A 21,719-nucleotide genomic window follows, 5' to 3' on the forward strand; every position below is an offset into this window, starting at 1 on the left:
GTTATTCATCTCCGGTGCAGGTGCGCGGCGTCAGGCCTTTTTCCTTGGCGAACGCGGCGGATTTTTCGTCAATCAATGGGCGCAGCAACGCGCGGTCGGCGGCGATCCAGTCGCTGATCAGCGTCCAGTTGGCGCCGTCCCATTGCTGCACCCGCGCCGAACCGCCGCCTTCATGGTCGCGGCACGACAATTTGAGGTTCTGCATCAGGCCCAGGTAGCCCATGTCCTTCAAGCGCGCGTCGTCGATGTTCAAGTGTTCCAGGCCCCAACGGCCTTCTTCGCCGTTGAGCGGGCGCTTGCCGAATTTGGCCTGGCCGGTGCGGATCGCTTCCACGGCCACGGCGGCGTTCACCAGGCCGGAGTTGTAGTAGACGCTGCCGAAGTTTTTCAGGTCCTTGAGGTCACTGTGGCCCTTGTCGAGGATGTACTGCTTGAGGCGTTTGTGGATCTCGAAGTCGGCACCGGCCGGGTATGGCGTCAGCGCCAGATAGCCTTTGGCGGACGCACCGGCAGGCAGCACGTCTTCGCTGGAGCTGGCCCAGATATCGCCGATGATATGGTCAACCGGAAAGCCAAAACGCGCGGCGGTTTTCACCGCTACCGGCGTGGAGACGCCCCAGGTGCGCAGGAACACCCAGTCCGGGTTCGCCTGGCGGACCTGGCGCCATTGCGCCGACTGTTCATTGCCCGGATCGGCCACCGGAATCTGGATATTTTCAAAGCCGTATTTCTCTGCCAGCAACTTCAGCGGGCCAAGGGTTTCGCGCCCATAGGCCGAGTCGTGGTAGACCGTGGCGATCTTCTTGCCCTTGAGTTTGTCGAAACCGCCTTCGCGCTGAGCGATGTAGTTCACCAGGGTTGAGGCTTCGCTGTAAAAGGTCAGCATCACCGGAAAGTTGTACGGGAACACCGTGCCGTCGGTGGCTTCGGTGCGGCCGTAACCGAGGGTGATCAGCGGGATCTTGTCCACCTCGGCACGCTCACTCAGCGCGTACGCCGCCGGGGCGCCATTGGGTTGATAGACCGCGACCGGCGCGCCATCCAGGCCATTCTTGAAGCGCTCGTAGCACTCGATGCCCTTCTCCGCCGTCCACTCGGTTTCGCATTCCTGCCACACCAGTTTCACGCCATTGATGCCGCCTTCGACCTCGTTGATATAACGCAGGTAGTCGATCATCCCGGCCCACACCTGCACGCCGCTGGAGGCGTACGCGCCCACACGGTAGGTGGCCAGGGGAATGAATTGCTGGTCGGGCGAGGCCGTCGCCTGGGGCACAGTGCCCGCCAAGGCGGCCAGCGCAAAGGCGGCGCCGACCAGGGAACGTTTCAGGGTTGCACGCATATTGGATTCTCTTGAGGGAATGTTAGAAGCGCAGCGGCCACTGCCGCAGACGGTCGCGCAGGTTGTGCAACAGACGAATCAACCCCTCGGGTTCCTTGATCAGGAACACGATGATCAACACGCCAAAGATGATTTTCTGCAGGTTCTGCAATTGCCCCGCATCCACCGAGCCGCCGAACAAAGCCTGCCCGGCATGGCTGAGCAAAATCGGCAGCAGGCTGATAAACGCCGCGCCGACAAAGTTGCCGGCGATGCTGCCCATGCCGCCGATAATGATGATGAACAGGATCTGGAACGAGCGGTTGATATCAAAGCTGCTGGCGCTGGCCGTGCCCAAGTAAGCGAAGGCCCACAGCGCACCGGCAATGCCTAAGTAGAACGAACTGACGGCGAACGCCAGGCGCTTGTAGCGCACCACCGGGATACCGACCACGGCGGCGGCGGTGTCCATGTCGCGGATCGCCATCCAGTTGCGGCCGACCTGGCTGCGCACCAGGTTGACGGCGGTCCAGGTCAGCAGCAACACCGTGATCAGCGTCAGCAGGTAACGCCCCAGCGGCGTGTTGAGGTCATGGCCGAACAGCGCCAGTTGCGGCGCAGAAATGGTGCCGGAGGAGCCGTAGTTGTAGAACCAGGGGAATTTGACGAACAGCCACTCCAGAAAAAACTGCGCGGCCAACGTGGTGACCATCAGGTAAAAACCCTTGATCCGCGAACTGGGCAGGCCGAACAACAGCCCCACCAATGCGCTGATCACCCCACCGCCGAGCAGCGCCACCGGCAAACCGAGCGCCGGCAGACGCAGCAAAAACCCGTAGGTGGCGAACGCGCCGACGGCCATGAAACCGGCCGCGCCCACCGAGGTTTGCCCGGTGTAGCCGGTCAGCAGGTTCAAGCCCAGCCCGGCCAGTGACAGCACCAGAAACGGGACGAGGATTGCATTGAGCCAATAGTCATTGCCCCACAGCGGCACGACAACAAAGGCCAGCGCCAACAGGCCGATCAGGCCCCAGGGCACGCGCCGCTGGATCAACACCAACGGTGCGGTTTGTTGAACAACAGGAATCGACATGGGTTCAGACTCGCTCGATGGCGCGCTCGCCGAACAGGCCGGCGGGACGGATATACAGGAAGGCCAGGGCCAGTACGTAGGCGAACCACGGCGTGATGCCGCCGCCGATCAGCGGGCCGATATACACCTCGGCGAGGTTTTCCGCCGCGCCGACAATCAGACCGCCGACAATCGCTCCGCCAATCGAGGTAAAGCCGCCGATGATCAGCACCGGCAAGGCCTTGAGCACCACCAGCGACAGCGAAAACTGCACCCCTTGGCGCGCGCCCCACAGCAGCCCCGCCACCAGCCCGACCACACCGGCCACGGCCCAGACGATCTGCCAGATGCGGTTGAGGTTGATGCCGATGGACAGCGCCGCCGTGGTGTCATCCGCCACCGCGCGCAACGACACGCCGATGCGGGTCGTGTTGAACAGCAACGCCAACACCGTGACCAGCACCACCGCCGCCGCGGCGGCGATGAGGTCGAACTGGCTGAGCATCAGTGGCCCGACAAACAGCGGCACGTCGTCAATGCCCAAATCCAGCGCGCGCACCTGCGAGCCCATCAAGCCCTGGGCCAGGCCTTCGATAATGAACGACAGGCCCAACGTGGCCATGAACAGAGTGATCTGCGAACGGTTCACCAACGGGCGCAACACCAGACGTTCGATCAGCAAGGCACCGACGACCATTACGATTACCGTCAGCAGCAGCGCCAGGGCGAACGGCACGCCTTGGTCATGCAGGCTGACGAAGGTCAGCGCGGCGAACAGCAGCATCGAGCCCTGGGCGAAATTGAACACGCCGCTGGCCTTGTAGATCAGCACGAAGCCGATGGCGACCAGCGAGTACAGGGTGCCGGCGAGCAAGCCGCCGAGCAGGGTTTCGAAAAAGAACGTCATCAGTGTGCGACTCCCAGGTAGGCGCTGATCACTTCGGGGTTGGCCTGAACCTCGGCGGGCGTGCCGTCGCCGACCTTGCGCCCGTAGTCGAGCACCACCACATGGTCGGACAGGCCCATGACCACGCCCATGTCGTGCTCGATCAACACCACGGTGGTGCCCAGGTCGCGGTTCACGTCGGCGACGAAGCGCGCCATTTCGTGTTTTTCTTCGGCGTTCATCCCGGCCATGGGTTCGTCGAGCAGCAGCAGGCTGGGGCCTGCGATCAACGCGCGGCCCAACTCCACACGTTTTTGCAGGCCGTAGGACAGGTTGCCCACCAGCACGTCGCGGTGGGCTTGTAGCTCCAGGAATTCGAGGATGCCCTGGGCACGCAGGCGGAAGGCCTCGGCCTCACGCCGGGCGCGCGGCAAACCCAGGGCCTGTTCGATAAAGGTGCTGCGCATATGCCGCGACAGGCCGGTGAGGATGTTGTCGAGCACGCTCATCTTTTTGAACAGCGCGTTGTTCTGGAAGGTGCGGCCAATGCCTCGACGCGCCGCGCCCAATGGGTCGATGCGGTGGAAGTGTTGTTGCTCAAAGACGATCTCGCCGGCGTCAAAGCGGTACACACCGTTAAGCACGTTGAGCAACGAACTCTTGCCGGCGCCATTTGGCCCGATCAGCGCGCAAATCTCGCCGCGCTGCACGTCAAACGACAAGGCATTGATCGCCTTGACGCCCTTGAATGACAACGAGATGTCGCGCACCTGGAGAATGGCCTGGCTCATGCGATGTCCCGTTTGAATTCGGCCAGCCATGTCGGCTCGGCCTTGGATTTAAGCGGTTGCCAGATGTAGGACAGACGCTGAAAGCCCAGCAGCCTGCGCACGCGGTTTTTCAGCAAGCGGCGCAGGCCACTTTGCGGGTGGGCGATGGCCCAGTCGCACAGGCGTCGGCGCCAGGTACCGTGGGGCGCGAGGCGGCTTTCGATGTCGTCGGCCAGGTGGTGCAAACGCTCAGGTGATAACAGCAGGCCGGTCGGAGCGACTTCACTGCGATCGCGTCGGGCCGAGGCGAGGTTTTCCGGAAACGCCAGGCCATGGCCGCTGTTGAGCCACTGCTCCAGCACCACAGCCAACCCGCCCTGCCAGTGAGTGCCCTCCTCGCTCCACAACGCGGTTTCGCCAGAGGGTTGCCACCAGCGCTGCAAGTGCTGCGCCGGGTCCAGCGGGCCGAGCAACTGGGCGAAATCCAGTCGATTGGCAGACGCCCAGTGCCGCACTTGCCGGCGGTCCTGCACATACGAATGGGTCGGGCGAATACGCCACAGCTGTTGGTAAAGGACTTCGGGCTCGAGGTCATCGGCCAGGGTCACCACCTGCCCGCCGACCGATTGCGCAGCCAACGCCAACAACAGCAGGTTCGGCTCGAACGCGCCGCTGAGGGCCAGCCGCGACTGCTCGCCAAAGCCTTGCTGGCGCAACCCATCGGCCAGGCGCTCGACGTCGCGCAAGGCGTCAATCCACCGCCAGGCATACCACTGGCCCTGGCGCTTGTGGCGCAGGGCCGTCTGCAACGGCGTGATTTGCGCCCAGTGACGCAGGTGTTCCAAAGGCTCGGACAGGTTGCCGAGCAGTTCGGCGGGCCATTCCAGGCCCAGCGGACGTTTGAGTTCGTGCACGCTCATAGGGGTGATGCTCCTATTAAAGTGATGTGCGTGCGGTGGTCCGCTGGCTGAGTTATTTGGATCAATACAGTTCTACTGTGGGAGCTGGCTTGCCTGCGATAACGGTGTGTCAGTCGGCACATTTCCAGCTGACTCGACGCTATCGCAGGCAAGCCAGCTCCCACATGGATTGGGTTTGTTCAGTTATAGAGCGCTGGCCTTAAGATCCCTGTAACCGGCACCCGGGTGATTCGCCCCCAATCGTGCGCCATCGCCGAACAACTTCTCGCGCAAGGTGCCCTGGGCGTATTCGGTCTTGTACACGCCGCGCTTTTGCAGCTCCGGCACCAACAGGTCCACGGCGTCGATAAAGGTTTCGTGGGTCAGCGCATAGGCCAGATTGAAACCGTCCACGTCAGTCTCCTCGACCCATTCCTGCAGCAGGTCGGCCACGGTTTCAGGGCCACCGACAAACAACGGGCCAAAGCCGCCAATGCCAACCCAGTCGGCCAGTTCGTTGGGCGTCCAGACTTTGTTGGGGTCCGCCGTGGAGAAGGCCTCCACCGCGGACTGAATGGCGTTGGTGTGCACGTGCTTGAGCGGTTCATCGGGTTTGAACTGGCTGAAGTCGATACCGGTCCAGCCAGAGATCAGTGCCATCGCGCCTTCGTAGCTGACGTAGGATTTGTACTCGTCGAACTTGGCCTTGGCCTTGGCGTCGGTCTCGCCGACGATCACCGTCTGCAAGTTGAAAATCAGGATTTTCTTCGGGTCGCGCCCGGCTTCTGCGGCACGGCGGCGGATATCGGCCACGGTCTTTTTCAGCAACACCTTGGACGGCGCCGCGACAAACACGCACTCGGCCTGCTCGGCGGCGAACTGCTTGCCACGGCTGGACGCACCAGCCTGGTACAGCACCGGCGTGCGCTGCGGCGACGGCTCGCACAGATGAATACCGGGCACCTGGAAGTGTTTGCCGACGTGGCGGATTTCGTGGATTTTGCTCGGGTCGCTGAAAATTCGGCGCTCGCGATCACGCAGGACCGCGCCCTCTTCCCAGCTGCCTTCCCAAAGCTTGTAGCAAACCTCCAGGTATTCCTCGGCGTAGTCATAGCGTGCGTCGTGTTCGGTCTGGGCTTTCTGGCCGAGGTTCTTGGCGCCGCTTTCCAGGTACGAGGTGACGATGTTCCAACCGACGCGGCCCTTGGTCAGGTGATCGAGGGTGGAAAGCCTGCGGGCAAACGGGTACGGGTGCTCAAACGACAACGAGGCGGTCAGGCCGAAACCCAGGTGTTCGGTGACCAGTGCCATCGGCGCGATCAACGACAGCGGGTCATTGACGGGCACCTGCGCCGCCTGGCGAATCGCCGCGTCACCGTTGCCGTTGTACACGTCGTAAATACCCAGCACGTCGGCGATAAACAGCCCGTCGAATTTGCCGCGTTCGAGGATTTTGGCCAGGTCGGTCCAGTACTCCAGGTCTTTGTACTGCCACGAACGGTCACGCGGGTGCGCCCACAGCCCGGGCGATTGGTGGCCGACGCAGTTCATGTCGAAGGCATTCAAGCGGATTTCACGGGACATCAAAGCGCTCCGTTGAGGTGGTAGTTGCCGACAATCTGGTATTTGCTGCGCAACGGATCATCAAGGCTGGGCGGCAGCGCGGTGCGCTGGCCGGTGAGTTCGAACTCGGCATTGCTGGCGAAAATCAGCGCTTCGGCGGCGGCGATCTGCGCTTCGGTGAGGGCCACCGGGCTTGGGTCGGTGGCGGCGCGCTCAAGCAAGGCGGCGGCCACATCGACGCGGATCTGCCAATCGCCGAAGCGGCTGATCACGTAGGGGTCATCGCTTCGCTCAACCGTGCGGCGGGTGCTTTCCAGCAGTTGGCGCGCGTGATTCAGTGCGGTCATGGGTCAGGCTCCTCAGTTCCAGGCGTGGCGGGCGGGCTTCACGCCGTTGAGCACGAAGTTGCCGATCAGGTGGTATTTCCAGCGGGCCGGGTCGTGCAGGGTGTGGGTACGCGCATTGCGCCAGAAGCGGTCGAGGTTGTGCTTGGCGGTCACCGAGCGAGTGCCGGCGAGTTCGAAGAGTTTGCTGCTGGCGAGCAAGGCGGTTTCGGCCGACAGCACTTTGGCCTGGGCGACGACCAGCGAGGCGTGGGCCACGGTGTCTTCGTTCGGCTCGGCCAGGGCCAGGTCGACCGCCTTGCCGGCTTTGGCAAGAATGGCTTCGGTGCCGTGCACGCGCCATTGCAGGTCGCCAATGGCGGCGATGGTGAATGGGTCTTGCCAGCCGTGTTCCTGTTGGCTGTCGATCCAGGGCCGCGCCTGGCGGGCGTGGATTTTGGCGTGTTCAAGCGCGCCAAGGGCGATGCCGGTGTCGACCGCGGCCTGGATGATCTGCGAGATCGGGCCGTTGGCGGTGGGTTGGTCGAAGGCCAGGTGAGCCGGGATCACTGCGGTGCGCGGCACGCTCACGCCGTCGAGTGTCACCCCGCCGCTGGCGGTGGTGCGTTGGCCAAAGCCGTCCCAGCTATCAACCACCGTGAGCCCCGGCGCATCGCGTTCAACGAACGCAATAAAGGCCTGGCCGTTTTCATTGTTGCCGACGGTGGGCACGATATGCGCGAACAGCGCGCCGGTGCAGTAGAACTTCTCGCCGTTGATTTGCGCGGTGTCGTGCTCAAAACGGATCTGGGTATCAAACGTGCCGGCGTTTTTGCTCTTGGCTTCGGAGAAGGCATTGCCGAACCGATAACCGGCCAGGACCTTGCCGAAGTAGTGGCGCTTTTGTTCCTCTGTGGCGGTTTGCAGCAGGATGTCCACCACGCCCAAATGGTTCTGCGGGATTTGCCCCAGCGATGGGTCGGCGGCGGAGATCAACTTGATCACCTCGGCCACCGTCACATAGGACACCTCGGCGCCGCCATAGGCTTTAGGAATGGTGATGCCCCACAAACCGCTGGCAGAAAACTCGTCAAGTTCGGCCACCGGCAAGCGCCGCTCGCGGTCGCGTGCACTGGCGTCGACGGCAAAGCGTGCGGCCAGGCGCGTGGCGACCTCGATGGCCTCGGCGTCCGAGCGAATGATATGGGCAGGTTGTTGAGGGTGGGCTGACATGGGCCGACTCCAGGCTCCGGTGAGATGACCTGGGTGATTGCAGGAGTCGTGCCTGAATCTAATCGCCAATAAAATCAGGGTGTTGCGGCTAAAATCTTCAAACGCCTGCGTGTGCAGGCGAGCAAAGTGTCCATCCACTGTTGCCTGGCAGACAGTTAGATCACCACGTTGCGCACAAAGCGCACCGCCACCTCTCCGTCATTGCGATAGCCGTGGGCCTGGCGGCTGGCGAACATGAAGAACTCACCGGTGGCCACGTGTTTTTCTTCGTCATCGAGGATCAGGGTCAGGCGGCCTTCGAACACAAACAGCTGCACGCTCCAGCCTTCCGGGTCGGGTTCCGGGCTGTAACGGTCGCCCGGTTCCAGGCGCATCTCCCACAATTCCACTTCGCGCCGGGCAGTGGCCTTGGCCAGCAATACGGCTTTACTGCCGGGAATGTCGCCGGCCCACGCCAGCTCGTTGATGCGGCTGTGATCGCCGGCATCCGGCGCCTGGATCAGGTCGCTGAAGGCCACATCCAGGGCTTCGGCGACGCGGTCCAGGGTGGACAGGCTGACATTCTTCTCGCCCGCCTCGATGGCCACCAGCATGCGCCGGCTGACGCCGGACTTTTCCGATAGCGCGGTCTGGCTCATGTCGGCAGCATGCCGCAAACGACGGACGTTCTGGCTGACGTGTTGCAGGACCGACGCCCGATGTGGATTTTCTTTGTGCACTATATTGCTCAATAGGTAGGTGTGCGCAGTATACTGCCCAGCGTGCGGCGCATTGTGCGGTCCGTGCCTTTCCCTTGCAAGACCGAGCCGCCATGACTGCCCCGAACCCTTCCTCACGCTTCAACCGTTTCAGCAAAGCCGAATGCATTCTGGTGGTGATCACCATGATCTGGGGCGGCACCTTTTTGCTGGTGCAACATGCGATGACGGTCAGCGGACCGATGTTTTTCGTGGGGCTGCGGTTTGCCGCAGCGGCCATCGTGGTTGGGTTCTTTTCGTTGCGCACCCTGCGCGGCCTGACCTTGTTTGAGTTGAAAGCCGGCGCCTTCATCGGCACCTCGATCATGTTCGGCTACGGCATGCAGACCATCGGGCTGCAGACTATTCCGAGCAGTCAGTCGGCGTTCATCACCGCGCTGTATGTGCCGTTCGTGCCGCTGCTGCAATGGCTGGTGCTGGGGCGCCGCCCGGCGCTGATGCCGGCCATCGGCATCATGCTGGCGTTTACCGGCTTGATGCTGCTCACCGGCCCGGCCGGCGCGTCGCTGAACTTCAGCCCCGGCGAAATCGCCACGCTGATCTGTGCCGTGGCGGTGGCCGCCGAAATCATTCTGATCAGCGCGTTTGCCGGGCAGGTGGATGTACGCCGGGTGACCGTGGTGCAACTGGCCACGGCGTCGTTATTGTCGTTTCTGATGGTGGTGCCGATGGGGGAACCCTTGCCAGGTTTCTCGTGGTTGCTGGTATTCAGCGCGGTAGGCCTGGGCTTGACCAGCGCGGTGATCCAGGTCGCGATGAACTGGGCGCAGCAGAGTGTCTCGCCGACACGCGCTACCTTGATCTACGCCGGTGAGCCGGTGTGGGCCGGCGTGATCGGACGGATGGCCGGTGAGCGCTTCCCGCCGATCGCGATGGTGGGGGCGGCGTTGATTGTGGTGGCAGTGATTGTGAGTGAGCTGAAGACTAAAGGGCAGAAGGCCATCGAACTGCAGGATGAAAGGGAACAGGAGCAGCAGGGTTAAGGTCTGACTGCTGTAATGGCTGTCAGATCGCCATCGCGGGCAAGCCAGCTCCCACAGGAAGCCGTGGTGACGGCTGCAATGGCGCCAGCTGAAACAATGCCAAACGGGGGGTTTCAGCCTACCTTGTAGGATCCTGCCACATCTTGGCGTTTGGTGATCGACAAAGCGGCACGTATGATGCATCCCAAACTCCCGCAGATTAGAAGCCTATGTCCCTGATAGTTCTACTGCTTCTGCCTTTTATTGGCAGCTGTCTGGCGGCCTTGCTGCCGCACAATGCACGTAACACCGAATCCCTGTTGGCTGGCCTCGTGGCCTTGGTCGGCACCATTCAAGTCGCCCTGCTCTACCCTCAGATCGCCCACGGTGGCGTGATCCGCGAAGAATTCATGTGGTTGCCCAGCCTCGGGTTGAACTTCGTGCTGCGCATGGATGGGTTCGCCTGGCTGTTCTCGATGCTGGTGCTGGGCATCGGCTCGCTGGTGTCGCTGTATGCGCGCTACTACATGTCGCCGGACGACCCGGTGCCGCGTTTTTTCGCGTTTTTCCTGGCCTTCATGGGCGCCATGCTCGGGCTGGTGATTTCCGGCAACCTGATCCAGATCGTGTTCTTCTGGGAACTGACCAGCCTGTTCTCGTTCCTGTTGATCGGCTATTGGCACCACCGCGCCGATGCCCGGCGCGGCGCCTATATGGCGCTGATGGTCACCGGCGCGGGCGGCCTGTGCCTGTTGGCCGGCGTAATGCTGCTGGGGCATATCGTGGGCAGCTATGACCTGGACCAGGTGCTGGCGGCGGGCGATCAGATTCGCGCGCACTCGCTGTACCCGGTCATGCTCGCCCTGGTGCTGATCGGCGCCCTGAGCAAAAGCGCACAGTTCCCCTTCCACTTCTGGCTGCCCCACGCGATGGCGGCACCGACGCCGGTTTCGGCGTATCTGCACTCGGCGACGATGGTGAAAGCCGGCGTGTTCCTGCTGGCCCGCCTGTGGCCGTCGCTGTCCGGCAGCGAAGAATGGTTCTGGATCGTCGGCGGTGCCGGCGCCATCACCCTCCTCCTCGGCGCTTACTGCGCCATGTTTCAAAACGATCTCAAGGGCCTGCTGGCCTACTCCACCATCAGCCACCTCGGGCTGATCACCCTGCTGCTGGGCCTCAACAGCCCGCTGGCCGCCGTCGCTGCGGTGTTCCACATCCTCAACCACGCCACCTTCAAGGCCTCGCTGTTCATGGCGGCGGGCATCATCGACCACGAAAGCGGCACCCGTGATATTCGCAAGCTCAGCGGTCTGGTGCGCCTGATCCCGTTTACCGCGACCCTGGCGATGGTGGCCAGTGCATCGATGGCCGGGGTGCCGTTGCTCAATGGCTTCCTGTCCAAAGAGATGTTCTTCGCTGAAACGGTATTTATCTCGGCGACCGCCTGGGTGGAAATTGCCCTGCCGATGATTGCAACCATCGCCGGCACTTTCAGCGTCGCCTATGCGCTGCGTTTTACCGTCGATGTGTTCTTCGGCCCGCCAGCCACCGATTTGCCGCACACGCCCCACGAACCGCCGCGCTGGATGCGCGCCCCGGTGGAACTGCTGGTGTTCACTTGCCTGCTGGTGGGCATCTTCCCGGCCCAGGTGGTCGGCTCGATTCTCGCTGCCGCTGCGCTGCCGGTGGTCGGTGGTGTGCTGCCCGAGTACAGCCTGGCGATCTGGCACGGCTGGAACGCGCCGATGATCATGAGCCTGGTGGCGATGTCTGGCGGCGTGGTGCTCTACCTGCTGCTGCGCAAACAGCTCAAACGTGGCCGCTTCAAGTACCCGCCGGTCATCAGCTACTTCAACGGCAAGCGCATGTTCGAACGCAGCCTGGTGGTGATGATGCGCGGCGTGCGCCGGATCGAAAAACGCATCAGCACCAAACGCCTGCAGACCCAGCTGTTCCTGCTGGTAATGGCAGCGGTGATTGCAGGTTTGATCCCGATGCTCAACAGCGGCCTCAGCTGGGGCGACCGGCCGAAGATCCCGGGCTCCATTGTGTTTGTGACCCTGTGGCTGCTGGCGATTGCCTGCGCCCTCGGCGCCGCGTGGCAAGCCAAGTATCACCGGCTGGCAGCCCTGACCATGGTCAGCGTGTGCGGCTTGATGACCTGCATCACCTTCGTGTGGTTCTCGGCGCCGGACCTGGCGTTGACGCAGCTGGTCGTCGAAGTGGTGACCACCGTGCTTATCCTGCTGGGCCTGCGCTGGCTGCCACGGCGCATCGAAGAAGTGTCGCCATTGCCCAGCTCGTTGCGCAAGGCGCGCATTCGCCGCCTGCGTGACTTCCTGCTGTCCACCGTGGTCGGCGGCGGCATGGCGCTGCTGTCCTACGCGATGCTGACCCGCCAGACGCCCAACGATATCTCCTCGTTCTACCTCAGCCGCGCCCTGCCCGAAGGCGGCGGCAGCAACGTCGTGAACGTGATGCTCGTCGACTTCCGTGGCTTCGATACCCTCGGCGAAATCACCGTGCTCGGCGCCGTGGCGCTGACGGTGTATGCCCTGCTGCGGCGCTTCCGTCCGTCCAAAGAAAGCATGCAACTGCCCGCGCAACAGCGCCAGTTGGCGCCGGACGTGGCCACCGACCTGGTCAACCCGCGCCAGGCCAGCGACACCGCGCTGGGCTTCATGATGGTGCCGGCGGTGCTGGTGCGCCTGCTGCTGCCAATTGCGCTGGTGGTGTCGTTCTACCTGTTCATGCGCGGTCATAACCAGCCGGGCGGCGGCTTTGTCGCCGGCCTGGTGATGTCGGTAGCGTTCATCCTGCAATACATGGTCGCCGGTACGCAGTGGGTTGAGGCGCAGATGAGCCTGCGGCCAATGCGCTGGATGGGTTTTGGCCTGCTTTCGGCAACCCTGACCGGGCTCGGCGCGCTGTTTGCCGGTTACCCGTTCCTCACCACCCACACCTGGCATTTCAGCGTGCCGGTGCTCGGCGATATCCATATCGCCAGCGCGCTGTTCTTCGACGTCGGCGTGTACGCCATGGTCGTCGGTTCCACGCTGCTGATGCTCACCGCCCTCGGCCACCAGTCCGTGCGGGCCCACAAACCGAGCAACCAGGCCAAAAAAGTGGTTGCCGCAACGCAAGGAGCCGCCTGATGGAAGAAGTCATCGCAATTGCCATTGGGGTCCTGGCGGCCTCCGGCGTCTGGCTGATCCTGCGGCCACGGACGTTCCAGGTGGTGATGGGCCTGTGCCTGCTGTCATACGGGGTCAACCTGTTCATTTTCAGCATGGGCAGCCTGTTTATCGGCAAGGAGCCGATCATCAAGGACGGCGTGCCGCAAGACCTGCTCCACTACACCGATCCCCTGCCCCAGGCGCTGGTACTGACGGCGATCGTGATCAGCTTCGCCATGACCGCGCTGTTTCTGGTGGTGCTGCTGGCCTCCCGCGGTCTGACCGGCACTGACCATGTAGACGGTCGGGAGCCCAAGGAATGACGTGGATCAATCAACTGATCGTCGCGCCGATCCTGCTGCCGTTGCTGACCGCCGCGCTGATGCTGATGCTCGGCGAAAAACGCCGTCCGCTGAAGGCAAAAATCAACCTGTTTTCCAGCATCATCGGCCTGGGCATCGCCGTCCTGCTGCTGTACTGGACACAACAAGGCGGCCCCGGCTCCATCGGCGTGTACCTGCCGGGCAACTGGCAGGTACCGTTCGGCATCGTGCTGGTGGTGGACCAACTGTCGGCGATGATGCTGGTGCTCACCGGGATTATCGGCGTGAGCGCGCTGCTATTCGCCATGGCCCGTTGGGACCGTGCCGGTACCAGCTTCCACGCGCTGTTCCAGATCCAGATGATGGGCCTGTACGGCGCCTTTCTGACGGCGGACCTGTTCAACCTGTTTGTGTTCTTCGAAGTGCTGCTGGCGGCGTCCTACGGTTTGATGCTGCACGGCTCGGGCCGTGCGCGGGTGTCGTCGGGCCTGCATTACATTGCGATCAACCTGCTGGCCTCGTCGCTGTTCCTGATTGGCGCGGCGATGATCTATGGCGTCACCGGCACGCTGAACTTTGCTGACCTGGCACTGAAAATCCCCTTGGTGCCAGAGGCCGATCGCGGCCTGTTGCACGCAGGCGCGGCAATTCTGGCAACAGCGTTCCTGGCCAAAGCCGGCATGTGGCCGCTGAACTTCTGGCTGGCGCCCGCCTACTCCTCGGCCAGCGCGCCGGTGGCGGCGATGTTTGCGATCATGACCAAAGTAGGCGTGTACACCGTGCTGCGCCTGTGGACCTTGCTGTTTTCGGGGCAAGCCGGTGCTTCGGCGCTGTTTGGCGGCGACTGGCTGGTGTACGGCGGCATGGCGACGATCATTTGCGCAGCATTAGCGATGGTCGCGGCGCAGCGGCTGGAACGCATGGCCAGCTTGAGCATTCTGGTGTCGGCCGGAATTCTGCTGTCGGCCGTGGGCTTTGCTCAGCCAAGCCTGACGGCCGGGGCGCTGTTCTATCTGGTCAGCTCGACGCTGGCATTGAGCGCGCTGTTCCTGCTGGCCGAACTGATCGAGCGTTCGCGCTCGGCCAATGACCTGCCGCTGGACGAGGAAATCGATGCGTTGCCCAAGGCCATGGAGTCGTTGCATCCGCGCCCTGGCGTGAACCTCGACGATGAACAGAAAGCCGTGGTCGGCCAGGTGATTCCGTGGACCATGGCCTTTCTCGGTTTGAGCTTTGTTGCCTGCGCATTGCTGATTATCGGCATGCCGCCGCTGTCTGGCTTTATCGGCAAGCTCAGCCTGTTAAGCGCGCTGGTCAACCCGCAGGGGCTGGGGAATGCGGTGGATGAACCCATACGCCCCGCCGCCTGGGGCTTGGTGACATTGCTGATCCTGTCGGGCCTGGCGTCGCTGATCGCCTTCGCCCGTTTGGGCATCCAGCGCTTCTGGACGCCGGAAGAGCGCCCCTCGCCGCTGCTGCGCCGCTACGAGTGCCTGCCGATCTTCTTCCTGCTCGGCCTGAGCATCCTCCTGACGCTCAAGGCCGAGCCGTTGATGCGCTACACCCAGGCCACCGCCGAAAGCCTGAACAACCCGGAACACTACGTGATGGCCGTCTTGGCGACGCGCCCGGTGCCGAGCCCTGAAGCCAAGACCGCCGCCCTGGAGGTGCAGCCATGAAGCGTCTGTTCCCTGCCCCCTGGTTATCGCTGGCGTTGTGGCTGTTGTGGCTGGTGCTGAACCTGTCCGTCAGCCCCGGCAACCTGCTGCTCGGCGCGCTGCTGGGCTTTCTTGCCCCGCTGATGATGGCGCCGCTGCGCCCGTTGCCGATCCGCATCCGCCGCCCAGGGGTGATCCTGCGCCTGTTTCTGGTGGTGGGCCGCGACGTGATCATCTCTAATCTGCAAGTGGCCTGGAGTGTGCTGATCTGCGGCTCGCGTGCGCCGCGTTCGCGCTTTATCAAAATCCCGCTGGACCTGCGCGACGCCAACGGCCTGGCCGTGCTGTCGATGATCACCAGCATCACACCCGGCACGGTCTGGTCGGAACTGGCGCTGGACCGCAGCATTCTGCTGTTGCACGTGTTCGACCTTGAGGATGAAGCGCCCTTTATCGAGCACTTCAAAACCACCTACGAGCGGCCCCTGATGGAGATCTTCGAATGAGCGCCCTGCTCTCCAACGCGATCCTGATCAGCCTGTTCCTGTTCTCGCTGGCCATGGTGCTGACACTGGCGCGCCTGTTCAAAGGCCCGTCGGCACAGGACCGGGTTCTGGCACTGGACTATCTGTACATCCTGGCGATGCTGATGATGCTGGTGCTCGGCATCCGCTACGCCAGTGACACCTACTTTGAAGCGGCGCTGCTGATTGCGCTGTTTGGCTTTGTCGGGTCGTTCGCTTTGGCGAAATTCCTGCTGCGTGGCGAGGTGATTGAATGATGCCGTTATGGGTTGAAGCCAGCGTGGCGGTATTGCTGGTGCTGAGCAGCGTATTCGCACTGATCGGCGCGATCGGTCTGCTGCGCATGAAGGACTTTTTCCAGCGCATGCACCCGCCGGCGCTGGCCTCTACATTGGGTGCGTGGTGTGTGGCGTTGGCGTCGATCATCTACTTTTCGGTGCTCAAGTCCGCGCCGGTGCTGCACGGCTGGTTGATTCCGATTCTGCTGTCGATCACGGTGCCGGTGACCACGCTGCTGCTGGCTCGCACTGCACTGTTCCGCAAACGCATGGCCGGGACGATGTGCCCGCCGAGGTCAGCAGCCGCCGCTGATCGACCAGGCGCACACAGTAAAACATGTGGGAGCGGGCTTGCTCGCGAATGCGGTACATCAGTCACACATGTATTGACTGACACTGCGCATTCGCGAGCAAGCCCGCTCCCACATTGATTTGCGCTAGGCGAAGGATCGGATTCTGGCCGCCAGCTCTGCCAACTCAGCATCATCCGCCCGTACATGATCGTGGGACGAGATATAGCCCTCATACGCCTCGAAGAACTTGTCCACCTTCGAACTCAACGCCTTGAACGCACTGTCCGAGCCCGTGCCATGCATGGGAAACAGCTTCGCATGCAGGTGATCCACCCCATACCCTTCCAGCATCATCCCGGTGCGCGCCACATCCGAAAACGCCCGGTCGATCTGCAATGCGGTTTTCTTGGTGGCGACAACAAGGTCGGCCAGCACCTTATCCGACTGCGCAAACGCATAGCTGCCGTAATGTTGCTTGGGGATCACCACGCTGAAACCCGGCGTGTTGGGGAAGATCGACAGGAACGCCATATGGTGTTCGTCCTCCCACAGAATGTGGGCTGGAGAGGTCTTTCGGACAATGCTGCAAAAAATACAATCCATTCAAATCACCGCCAGTTTCATCATGGGTTTGGTCGTGGCGATCATCTAAAGCCATGAATGGACGAGCGTCAAAACAAAAGACAATTTTCCGAAAGCTCTTACGAAATTGAGATCAGAAACGCAACGGTGATGGGCCGCCCTGATCGATGAGCTGATCATCATCCGTATCCCGGTGCTGTTGGGACAAGGGATTCCCTTGTTCAGCCTGATTGGTAGTGAGCGTGAACTGCGCCATGTCGGCACGTATGCGTCGCAGAATGGGTTTGGCAAGGTGCTCTGGGACGGTAAAGGGGCCAATCAACAGCCCCAATCACACGTCAAACCAAGGTCACCGCGTTGGCGTAGATGTCAGTCGGTGGACTCCCGCCTTGCCTACCCCACACTTCCTCTCGCCCATTGATCACTGCAAGCGAATGGCCCACCATTTGACCGTTAACCGGAACGCCATGAGTCACAAGACCCAGTTGCCCACGCGCCAAGTTTTCAACAGTGGTTTTTTGGATGTGGGCACTCAGGCCCAGGCGCACGAACCCATTGTAATTGTGACCAAAGGGCTCACCGTCATTGATGCTGTATAACGCGCTCTCGAAACCTCGCGCGGCATAACCGTCGTTATTCTCCACTTGCGCCCGTTTAGCACTCACGGCATACAGAAAATTAGCATCTGCCACCATCGCCGGATTATCGCCACTGAACTCAGATCTATAGGTTGCCTGCGCCAGCTCATCTTTGGACAGGTGGTACCAGCGGTCATCCCGCATCTGTATGTTCCAGCCATCACCCGCTGCGATTACCTGCTTGTAAATATCGGTCGGCTTCTGGCCAAACTTCATCATTGCGACCTTTATGGCTGCCACCGTCGTGCAATTGCTTTTATTTGGCCCCTGCTTGAAACCACTCCAGATATTGCCGGGCTCATTACCCACGCCAGGTCTTCTGCCAGGATTACTCCTGTCGGGGTAGAGGTCATCAAGACTCATCCTCTGAGTGGGAGTGTTATGACTTACCTGCCGCGGATGACGAAGCCCAGGTCCGTTATGTGCACGGGGGTGGCCAATGTCATGCGACCGGCTGGACAGAGACTCTCGCCCCGCATCCGGGAACAGGTGCTGTATAGACTGAAAAACTGCCGCTTGGGAGGCTATGTAGACGTCCAAGGTTTGAATCAGCTTGTTGAGATCGTTCTTGAACGTACCGCTGTCCACCGTTTCCAGAAGCGCCTTCAAACTGAAAGATAACCGTTGAGCCATTTGCGCCTTGGAACCTGTCGCATCAAATAACTCATTGAGCTGCTGTTTGACCGCAACCACTTCGGCCGCAGGCGCAACGGAAACCGCCCTGGGTCGCAACCCATTTGGCGCATACCCGGCGCCCACACCTCCCGTCCCTGCCGCCCCTGAATTCCACATCTGCAACGCTCCCGATTAAGTGAAAAGCCCGCAGGGCTCTGACCCGCTCAGTGGTAAGTCGGATGCGGACAGTTCCATACCCTATGTAGGCACGCTGCCCTGTCCATCGCAGAACTTTCAACGACAATTCGAAGAAGCGCTGGCGTGCCCTTCGATAGCATTGCCTGGGTAACGCTGATGCACCGAGGCGTCTGCATCGCAGGCAAGCCAGCTCCCACAGAAAAGCAAAACCCAGGCGGCATTGCAGCCGACCAAATTGTGGAAGCTTAAATCGGTCGAATTGTGGGAGCGGGCTTGCTCGCGAAGGCGGTGGGTCAGTCGCCAGATTCATTGGCTGATGCACCGCATTCGCGAGCAAGCCCGCTCCCACACTGGATCAAGTGAGCCGTTAAAACGATGTGCAAAAAAAACGCCCCGAACCAGTCGGGGCGTTTTCATTCAGCGTTTACCAATCAAGCTTGATCAGCCAACCGCCACGTCGTCCCGCCCTTGCCGTCTTCCAACACCACACCCATCGCGGTCAGTTGGTCACGGATGCGGTCGGACTCGGCCCAGTCTTTGTTAGCCCGCGCAGCCAGACGCGCCTGAATCAGCGCATCAACTTGCGCCGCATCCACACGCCCTTCAGCGCCGGCTTGCAGGAAGTCATCGGCTTCCATCTGCAACACACCCAGCACGCTGGCCAACTCTTTCAAGCGTGCAGCCAGCCCGGCCGCTGCATCCAGATCGGTCTCGCGCAAGCGGTTGATCTCACGCACCATCTCGAACAGCACCGCACAGGCTTCCGGCGTGCCGAAGTCGTCGTTCATCACTTCGGTAAACCGTGCCACGAACGCTTCGCCGCCGGCAGGCGCCACGGCTGGCAGGCCTTTCAACGCGTGGTAGAAACGCTCCAGGGCGCCCTTGGCGTCCTTGAGGTTGTCTTCCGAGTAGTTGATGGCGCTGCGGTAGTGGCTCGATACCAACAGGTACCGCACAACTTCCGGGTGGTACTTTTCCAGCACGTCGCGAATGGTGAAGAAGTTGTTCAAGGACTTGGACATCTTCTCGCCATTGATGCGGATCATGCCGCAGTGCATCCAGGCGTTGGCGTACGTCTTGCCGGTAGCGGCTTCGCTTTGGGCGATTTCGTTTTCGTGGTGCGGGAACTCGAGGTCGCTCCCGCCGCCGTGAATGTCGAAAGTCTCGCCCAGGCAGCAGGTGGACATCACCGAGCACTCGATGTGCCAGCCCGGACGCCCGGCGCCCCATGGCGACTCCCAGCTCGGCTCGCCGGGCTTGGTGCCTTTCCACAGCACGAAGTCGAGCGGGTCTTGCTTGGCTTCGTCGACTTCGATGCGCGCGCCGATGCGCAGGTCTTCGATTTTCTTGCGCGACAGCTTGCCATAGCCCATGAACTTGGCGACGCGGTAGTACACGTCGCCATTGCCGGGGGCGTAGGCATAACCCTTGTCGATCAGGGTCTGGATCATCGCGTGCATGCCCGGGATGTGATCCGTGGCGCGCGGCTCCATGTCCGGCTTGAGGATGTTGAGGCGCGCCTCGTCCTCGTGCATGGCAGCAATCATGCGTTCGGTCAGCGCGTCGAACGACTCGCCGTTTTCGTTGGCACGGTTGATGATCTTGTCGTCGATGTCGGTGATGTTGCGCACATAGGTCAAGTCATAGCCGCTGAAACGCAACCAGCGGGTCACCAGGTCGAAGGCAACCATGCTGCGGCCGTGGCCGATGTGGCAGTAGTCGTACACGGTCATGCCGCACACGTACATGCGCACCTTGTTGCCATCCAGCGGCTTGAAGACTTCTTTGGTCTTGCTGAGTGTGTTGTAGATCGTTAACACGACAACTCCCTTAAATCACTGGCCCCACGAATCTCGCAAGGTCACGGTACGGTTGAATACCGGCTGACCAGGTTTCGAGTCCTTGATATCTGCGCAGAAGTAACCTTCGCGCTCGAACTGGAAACGGTCTTCCGGCTGTGCGTCGCCAAGCGATGGCTCGGCACGACAACCGGTGAGCACTTGCAGGGAATCAGGGTTGATGTTGTCCAGGAAGCTCGCGCTGTCTTCAGCCTTTTCAGGGTTCGGCGAACGGAACAGACGATCGTACAAACGCACTTCGCACTCAATGCTGGCAGCGGCCGGCACCCAGTGAATCACGCCCTTGACCTTACGGCCTTCAGGGTTCTTGCCCAGGGTTTCGGGGTCGTAGGAGCAACGCAGTTCGACGATGTTGCCATCGGCGTCCTTGATCGCTTCATCGGCGCGGATCACGTAGCTGCCGCGCAGACGCACTTCGCCATTCGGCTCCAGGCGCTTGTAGCCCTTTGGCGGCTCTTCCATGAAGTCATCACGGTCGATGTATATCTCACGCGCGAACGGCAGCTTGCGCACGCCGAGTTCTTCTTTTTGCGGATGACGCGGCAGTTCGAGGTTCTCGACCTTGTCTTCCGGGTAATTGGTGATCACCACTTTCAACGGACGCAGCACGCACATGGCGCGCGGTGCGTTGGCGTCGAGGTCCTGACGGATGCTGAATTCGAGCATGCCGTAGTCGACCACGCCGTCGGAGCGGTTGGTGCCGACCATCTCGCAGAAATTACGGATCGACGCCGGGGTGTAACCGCGACGACGGAAGCCCGACAGCGTCGACATGCGTGGGTCGTCCCAGCCATGCACGTGCTTTTCATCAACCAGCTGCTTGAGCTTGCGCTTGCTGGTGATGGTGTAGTTCAGGTTCAGGCGGCTGAATTCGTACTGACGCGGGTGCGCCGGCACCGGCAGGCTGTCGAGGAACCACTCGTACAGCGGGCGATGGCTTTCGAACTCCAGGGTGCAGATCGAGTGGGTGATGCCTTCGATGGCGTCCGACTGACCGTGGGTGAAGTCGTAGTTCGGGTAAATGCACCACTTGTCACCGGTCTGGTGGTGGTGGGCGTGGCGGATGCGGTACATGATCGGGTCGCGCAGGTTCATGTTCGGCGAGGCCATGTCGATCTTGGCGCGCAGCACGCGAGCGCCGTCCGGGAACTCACCGGCGCGCATGCGGTTGAACCAGTCCAGGTTCTCTTCGACCGAACGGTCGCGGAACGGGCTGTTTTTGCCCGGCTCGGTCAGGCTGCCACGGTATTCCTTGGCTTGCTCCGGGGTCAGGTCGTCGACGTAAGCCTTGCCAGCCTTGATCAACTCGACGGCCCAGTCGAACAACTGGTCGAAATACTTGGAGGCGTAGCGCACTTCACCGGACCACTCGAAGCCCAGCCACTTGATGTCGCTTTCGATGGCGTCGATGTATTCCTGGTCTTCCTTGGCCGGGTTGGTGTCGTCGAAACGCAGGTGCGTGACGCCACCGAACTCCTGGGCCAGGCCGAAGTTCACACAGATCGACTTGGCGTGGCCGATGTGCAGGTAACCGTTGGGCTCAGGCGGGAAACGGGTGACGATCTGCGTGTGCTTGCCCGAATCCAGGTCCGCCTGGATGATCGGGCGCAGGAAATTGACCGGGACGGCAGGTCCGGCCTTGGAATTCGAGGTAGGGTCGACAGTGGGCTTGCTCATAGGATCCTTGAACAGACGAAGTGCTTGGCCAGAAGTAGGGGCCGATAAAACAAAGGGCTTATGATAGCCGAAGCTGTCAAGCCGCTGACAGAGCGTGGTCGAAAACTGCTG

At 61.6% G+C, this 21,719-nt stretch carries 19 protein-coding genes and 1 pseudogene; 7 read left to right on the forward strand and 13 right to left on the reverse strand.

The window, feature by feature from the left end:
• Nucleotide 1 precedes the first annotated feature (1 nt).
• The 9 genes from AB5I78_RS17710 to AB5I78_RS17750 all read right to left on the reverse strand — a co-directional run bounded on the left by AB5I78_RS17710 (nt 2) and on the right by AB5I78_RS17750 (nt 8,786).
• Complete coding sequence (locus tag AB5I78_RS17710; protein WP_369303184.1) at nt 2–1,342, reverse strand: ABC transporter substrate-binding protein; 1,341 nt, start codon at nt 1,340–1,342, stop codon at nt 2–4.
• Between the two features lie 22 nt (nt 1,343–1,364).
• Nucleotides 1,365–2,414, reverse strand: coding sequence for a branched-chain amino acid ABC transporter permease (locus tag AB5I78_RS17715; RefSeq protein WP_369303185.1), 1,050 nt, complete (start codon nt 2,412–2,414; stop codon nt 1,365–1,367).
• A gap of 4 nt (nt 2,415–2,418) precedes the next feature.
• Nucleotides 2,419–3,300 (reverse strand): branched-chain amino acid ABC transporter permease, encoded by an 882-nt coding sequence (locus tag AB5I78_RS17720; RefSeq protein WP_369303186.1) that lies wholly within the window; start codon nt 3,298–3,300, stop codon nt 2,419–2,421.
• On the reverse strand, nt 3,300–4,070 hold the full coding sequence (locus AB5I78_RS17725; RefSeq protein WP_242199404.1) for an ABC transporter ATP-binding protein: 771 nt from the start codon (nt 4,068–4,070) through the stop codon (nt 3,300–3,302). The genes AB5I78_RS17720 and AB5I78_RS17725 overlap by 1 nt, the downstream gene beginning before the upstream one ends.
• The gene (locus tag AB5I78_RS17730) at nt 4,067–4,969 is read right to left on the reverse strand and encodes an acyl-CoA synthetase (protein WP_369303187.1); all 903 of its coding nucleotides are present in this window, start codon (nt 4,967–4,969) and stop codon (nt 4,067–4,069) included. The genes AB5I78_RS17725 and AB5I78_RS17730 overlap by 4 nt, the downstream gene beginning before the upstream one ends.
• Nucleotides 4,970–5,152: 183 nt before the next feature.
• A complete protein-coding gene (locus AB5I78_RS17735; protein WP_369303188.1) occupies nt 5,153–6,532 on the reverse strand; it encodes an LLM class flavin-dependent oxidoreductase in 1,380 nt (459 codons plus the stop codon).
• The gene (locus AB5I78_RS17740; protein WP_145164034.1) at nt 6,532–6,858 is read right to left on the reverse strand and encodes an acyl-CoA dehydrogenase; all 327 of its coding nucleotides are present in this window, start codon (nt 6,856–6,858) and stop codon (nt 6,532–6,534) included. The genes AB5I78_RS17735 and AB5I78_RS17740 overlap by 1 nt, the downstream gene beginning before the upstream one ends.
• A 12-nt stretch (nt 6,859–6,870) precedes the next feature.
• Nucleotides 6,871–8,067 (reverse strand): SfnB family sulfur acquisition oxidoreductase, encoded by a 1,197-nt coding sequence (locus AB5I78_RS17745; protein ID WP_242199399.1) that lies wholly within the window; start codon nt 8,065–8,067, stop codon nt 6,871–6,873.
• A gap of 155 nt (nt 8,068–8,222) precedes the next feature.
• Entirely contained in the window at nt 8,223–8,786 is a 564-nt protein-coding gene (locus AB5I78_RS17750) for a helix-turn-helix domain-containing protein (protein ID WP_106578787.1), read from the reverse strand.
• A 92-nt stretch (nt 8,787–8,878) separates the two neighbouring features.
• On the opposite strand from AB5I78_RS17750, the gene AB5I78_RS17755 reads away from it, so the two are divergent.
• The 7 genes and pseudogenes from AB5I78_RS17755 to AB5I78_RS17785 all read left to right on the forward strand — a co-directional run bounded on the left by AB5I78_RS17755 (nt 8,879) and on the right by AB5I78_RS17785 (nt 16,059).
• Nucleotides 8,879–9,808 carry a DMT family transporter gene (locus AB5I78_RS17755; protein ID WP_369303189.1) on the forward strand — a complete coding sequence of 310 codons (930 nt, stop codon included), beginning with the start codon at nt 8,879–8,881 and terminating at the stop codon, nt 9,806–9,808.
• A gap of 209 nt (nt 9,809–10,017) precedes the next feature.
• The gene (locus AB5I78_RS17760) at nt 10,018–12,942 is read left to right on the forward strand and encodes a monovalent cation/H+ antiporter subunit A (RefSeq protein ID WP_106578789.1); all 2,925 of its coding nucleotides are present in this window, start codon (nt 10,018–10,020) and stop codon (nt 12,940–12,942) included.
• The gene (locus AB5I78_RS17765) at nt 12,942–13,286 is read left to right on the forward strand and encodes a Na+/H+ antiporter subunit C (RefSeq protein ID WP_007986256.1); all 345 of its coding nucleotides are present in this window, start codon (nt 12,942–12,944) and stop codon (nt 13,284–13,286) included. The genes AB5I78_RS17760 and AB5I78_RS17765 overlap by 1 nt, the downstream gene beginning before the upstream one ends.
• Entirely contained in the window at nt 13,283–14,965 is a 1,683-nt protein-coding gene (locus AB5I78_RS17770) for a monovalent cation/H+ antiporter subunit D (protein ID WP_369303190.1), read from the forward strand. Before AB5I78_RS17765 ends, AB5I78_RS17770 begins: the two co-directional genes overlap by 4 nt.
• Nucleotides 14,962–15,450, forward strand: coding sequence for a Na+/H+ antiporter subunit E (locus tag AB5I78_RS17775; RefSeq protein ID WP_369303191.1), 489 nt, complete (start codon nt 14,962–14,964; stop codon nt 15,448–15,450). Before AB5I78_RS17770 ends, AB5I78_RS17775 begins: the two co-directional genes overlap by 4 nt.
• A complete protein-coding gene (locus AB5I78_RS17780) occupies nt 15,447–15,725 on the forward strand; it encodes a K+/H+ antiporter subunit F (protein WP_106578792.1) in 279 nt (92 codons plus the stop codon). The genes AB5I78_RS17775 and AB5I78_RS17780 overlap by 4 nt, the downstream gene beginning before the upstream one ends.
• Nucleotides 15,722–16,059 (forward strand): annotated as a pseudogene (locus AB5I78_RS17785) (Na+/H+ antiporter subunit G). Before AB5I78_RS17780 ends, AB5I78_RS17785 begins: the two are co-directional and overlap by 4 nt.
• 124 nt (nt 16,060–16,183) lie before the next feature.
• On the opposite strand, the gene AB5I78_RS17790 reads toward AB5I78_RS17785, so the two are convergent.
• From AB5I78_RS17790 to AB5I78_RS17805, 4 genes are all read right to left on the reverse strand, one after another.
• On the reverse strand, nt 16,184–16,642 hold the full coding sequence (locus AB5I78_RS17790; protein WP_369303193.1) for an HIT family protein: 459 nt from the start codon (nt 16,640–16,642) through the stop codon (nt 16,184–16,186).
• 317 nt (nt 16,643–16,959) lie between these two features.
• Complete coding sequence (locus AB5I78_RS17795; RefSeq protein ID WP_369303194.1) at nt 16,960–18,051, reverse strand: hypothetical protein; 1,092 nt, start codon at nt 18,049–18,051, stop codon at nt 16,960–16,962.
• 452 nt (nt 18,052–18,503) lie between these two features.
• Nucleotides 18,504–19,892, reverse strand: a complete 1,389-nt coding sequence (cysS, locus tag AB5I78_RS17800; protein WP_145164016.1) for a cysteine--tRNA ligase — start codon at nt 19,890–19,892, stop codon at nt 18,504–18,506.
• A gap of 15 nt (nt 19,893–19,907) precedes the next feature.
• Nucleotides 19,908–21,608: a glutamine--tRNA ligase/YqeY domain fusion protein gene (locus AB5I78_RS17805; RefSeq protein ID WP_262206148.1), complete on the reverse strand. Its 1,701-nt coding sequence runs from the start codon at nt 21,606–21,608 to the stop codon at nt 19,908–19,910.
• Nucleotides 21,609–21,719 lie beyond the last annotated feature (111 nt).

Origin of the sequence: Pseudomonas sp. N2-3-1-14 (assembly GCF_041228395.1) — a bacterium.
Classification (GTDB): domain Bacteria; phylum Pseudomonadota; class Gammaproteobacteria; order Pseudomonadales; family Pseudomonadaceae; genus Aquipseudomonas.

What these genes read in the sequence shown, in the direction of transcription:
- AB5I78_RS17710 (WP_369303184.1), bottom strand. Translation starts at nt 1,342, where the DNA reads ATGCGTGCAACCCTGAAACGTTCCCTGGTCGGCGCCGCCTTTGCGCTG.
- AB5I78_RS17805 (WP_262206148.1), bottom strand. Translation starts at nt 21,608, where the DNA reads ATGAGCAAGCCCACTGTCGACCCTACCTCGAATTCCAAGGCCGGACCT.
- AB5I78_RS17770 (WP_369303190.1), top strand. Translation starts at nt 13,283, where the DNA reads ATGACGTGGATCAATCAACTGATCGTCGCGCCGATCCTGCTGCCGTTG.
- AB5I78_RS17720 (WP_369303186.1), bottom strand. Translation starts at nt 3,300, where the DNA reads ATGACGTTCTTTTTCGAAACCCTGCTCGGCGGCTTGCTCGCCGGCACC.
- AB5I78_RS17745 (WP_242199399.1), bottom strand. Translation starts at nt 8,067, where the DNA reads ATGTCAGCCCACCCTCAACAACCTGCCCATATCATTCGCTCGGACGCC.
- AB5I78_RS17735 (WP_369303188.1), bottom strand. Translation starts at nt 6,532, where the DNA reads ATGTCCCGTGAAATCCGCTTGAATGCCTTCGACATGAACTGCGTCGGC.
- AB5I78_RS17715 (WP_369303185.1), bottom strand. Translation starts at nt 2,414, where the DNA reads ATGTCGATTCCTGTTGTTCAACAAACCGCACCGTTGGTGTTGATCCAG.
- AB5I78_RS17790 (WP_369303193.1), bottom strand. Translation starts at nt 16,642, where the DNA reads ATGGATTGTATTTTTTGCAGCATTGTCCGAAAGACCTCTCCAGCCCAC.
- AB5I78_RS17765 (WP_007986256.1), top strand. Translation starts at nt 12,942, where the DNA reads ATGGAAGAAGTCATCGCAATTGCCATTGGGGTCCTGGCGGCCTCCGGC.
- AB5I78_RS17780 (WP_106578792.1), top strand. Translation starts at nt 15,447, where the DNA reads ATGAGCGCCCTGCTCTCCAACGCGATCCTGATCAGCCTGTTCCTGTTC.
- AB5I78_RS17755 (WP_369303189.1), top strand. Translation starts at nt 8,879, where the DNA reads ATGACTGCCCCGAACCCTTCCTCACGCTTCAACCGTTTCAGCAAAGCC.
- AB5I78_RS17730 (WP_369303187.1), bottom strand. Translation starts at nt 4,969, where the DNA reads ATGAGCGTGCACGAACTCAAACGTCCGCTGGGCCTGGAATGGCCCGCC.
- AB5I78_RS17725 (WP_242199404.1), bottom strand. Translation starts at nt 4,070, where the DNA reads ATGAGCCAGGCCATTCTCCAGGTGCGCGACATCTCGTTGTCATTCAAG.
- AB5I78_RS17795 (WP_369303194.1), bottom strand. Translation starts at nt 18,051, where the DNA reads ATGTGGAATTCAGGGGCGGCAGGGACGGGAGGTGTGGGCGCCGGGTAT.
- AB5I78_RS17775 (WP_369303191.1), top strand. Translation starts at nt 14,962, where the DNA reads ATGAAGCGTCTGTTCCCTGCCCCCTGGTTATCGCTGGCGTTGTGGCTG.
- AB5I78_RS17740 (WP_145164034.1), bottom strand. Translation starts at nt 6,858, where the DNA reads ATGACCGCACTGAATCACGCGCGCCAACTGCTGGAAAGCACCCGCCGC.
- AB5I78_RS17760 (WP_106578789.1), top strand. Translation starts at nt 10,018, where the DNA reads ATGTCCCTGATAGTTCTACTGCTTCTGCCTTTTATTGGCAGCTGTCTG.